The organism is Streptomyces sp. NPDC052236 (assembly GCF_044548015.1).
GTDB lineage: Bacteria > Actinomycetota > Actinomycetes > Streptomycetales > Streptomycetaceae > Streptomyces.
Genome location: NZ_JBIUBL010000014.1, coordinates 165141 through 167414, shown reverse-complemented (window position 1 = coordinate 167414; position 2274 = coordinate 165141). Strand labels below are relative to the sequence as shown.

Genomic DNA, 2274 nt, shown 5'->3' with positions numbered 1-2274 from the left:
CGCTACTCGCCCCCCTGCCGCACGTTCTTCGCGCCACGACCGCCGGGCGGGCCTGTGGGCTCCGCCTCGTCCTCGTGAATCTCGTCACGAAGCCGGCTCATCGCCGTCGGCCCCTCGTCCACAGAGGTTTCGCTGAGCAACGACCCGAAGACCGAGCCCCAGTCGACGCCCATACGCTCCGGGGCCATGCCGCGCGCGGTCATCCTGGTGAGGGGGTCCAGCAGGTCGACGACCCGGCGTGCCATCTCGGCGCGAGCCGTGTTCGCGGCTTCCAGCACCGAGGCGGACAGCTGTGAGGCGGCCATGGACCGGTACTTGCCGTCGAGGAACTCCAGACTCGTCAGTTCACCCTTCGGCCCGACGGCCACCCGGACCGATCTGTCCGCCGAGCGCGCGGTGACCGACGCCGTGTTCAGCTCGCCCTCCGCCTTGGCCACCGCCTCTTCCGTCGCCTTGAGATGGGCCCTCGCCGCGGCCACACGGTCTTCCATCGACTGACTCAACGCGGTCTCCTCACTGGGCAACATGTGTACAACCGACACGCGGTATTGCGGCCCACCCGTCACATATGACGGGCCGCCATCCTGTCATCTCCCCAGTGCCTGGGGAGCGCCGCCCTCATCAGTGCCCCAGACGTCCTCGTCCTCCGCCACCCATGTGGTCCGCTCCCGGTCGCCGCTCTCCGTCTGCTGCCCTCCCCCTCCGCCTCCGGGCATGCCTCCCATCGGCGGCATGAAGGGCTGCTGGCTGCTGGTCTGCGTGCCCCTCGGGGCCACGCGGTGTTCCTCGCCCTCGACGGTCGGCGTGGCGTTGCCCGCTCTGGCGGAGCGGCCGACACCAGGCTCGATGACATTACGGGTCCGCTCGCCGGAGGACCCGGACTCGCCGCCGCCACCGGCGCCCCGCATCATCGGCGGGGCCATCCCCGGCGAACCCGCTGCCCCATTGGAACCGTCAGAGGCGGAGGCCATGGCATCGCTTCCCTGGGGGCGCCCCAGCGCGGATGACAGATCGTCCTGGTTGTAGAGGTTGTCGCGGAACGCGGAGGAGTACGCCGAGCCGGCGCCGTACGACGAGAGGTCAGGGGGCACCGGGAGATCCGCGATGCGCTGGCGGATCAGCTCGTCGATGTCCTTCTCGCCGGCCCCGATCCGGTCGTACTCGGCCTGGATGTCCCCCATGGTCCGGTCGTACTCGGCTCTGGCGTCCCGCCGCGCCTGCTCCGCGTCCGTGCGCGCCTGCTGCCGTTCGTCCTGGGCGGCGGCCTTCTGCTCCTCGTACTCGCTTCTGGCCTCCGCCTCGGCGCCGTTGGCCTGCTGCACGGCTTCCCGTTCGGCGGCGTCGATCTCGGCGATCCGGCGGTCGTACTCCTCGCGGGCTGTCCGCTCGTCGGCGCCGCCGGCTACCTCACGGTCGTAGTCCTGCCGTGCTTCCGTCCGCTCCTGCTCGGCCTGCTGCTTTGCCTCGTCGCGCTGCTGCTGCGCCTCGGCCTTCTCCTGCTCGTACTCCTGCTTCGCCGCCGCCTCCTGGCGATCGGCTTCCTGCTCAGTGGCTTCGCGCTCCGCCCGCGCCTCGGCCTTCTGCTGCTCATACTCAGTCTGTGCTTCGGTCTTGGCCTGCTCGGCCTCCAACCTGGCCTGCTGCTTTTCCCGTACAGCCTCTTGCCGGGCCTGCTCCTGGACGTTCTCCGCCTCGCCCCTCGCGGCGGCCTGCTCCTGCTTCCCGGCGGCTTTTTCCTGCTCGGCTTCGGCCCTGGCCTCCGCCTGTTCCTGCTTCGCGGCGGCCTTCTCCGCCGTCGCCTCGGCCTTCGCCTCCTCCTGGCCCTTCTTGGCCTCGGCCCGGTCCTTCTCGTTCTGGGCCTTCGCCTCGTCCTTCTCCTTCTCCGCTTCGGCCTTGGCCTCGGTCTGTTCCTGCTTCGCGGCGTCCTTCTCCGCCTTCGCCTCGGCCTTCGCCTCTTCCTGGCCCTTCTTGGCCTCGGCCCGGTCCTTCTCGTTCTGGGCCTTCGCCTCGTCCTTCTCCTTCTCCGCCTCGGCCTTGGCCTCCGCCTGCTCGGCCTTGGCCTCGTCCTTCTCCTTCTTGGCTTCGGCCTTCGCCTCGGCCTTCTCCGCGTCCGCCTCCTTCTTGGCCTCCTCCTGATCCTTCTTGGCCTCCGCTCGCTGCTTTTCCGCCAGGGCGAGGGCGACCGCCTGCTGCGCTGCCGCCTCGGTCTTCGCGTCCTCCTGGCCCTTCTTGGCCTCGGCCCGGTCCGCCTCGTTCTGGGCCTTCGCCTCGTCC

The 2274-nt window shown here is 70.2% G+C and carries 1 protein-coding gene and 1 pseudogene; both read right to left on the bottom strand.

Annotated elements, in window-relative coordinates:
- Positions 1–2: 2 nt before the first annotated feature.
- Entirely contained in the window at positions 3–491 is a 489-nt protein-coding gene (locus ACIHCQ_RS23645; protein ID WP_399665617.1) for a YbaB/EbfC family nucleoid-associated protein, read from the bottom strand.
- Between the two features lie 96 nt (positions 492–587).
- Positions 588–2274, bottom strand: a pseudogene (locus ACIHCQ_RS23640) (hypothetical protein); the annotation flags it as partial.

What these genes read in the sequence shown, in the direction of transcription:
- ACIHCQ_RS23645 (WP_399665617.1), bottom strand. Translation starts at nt 491, where the DNA reads ATGGAAGACCGTGTGGCCGCGGCGAGGGCCCATCTCAAGGCGACGGAA.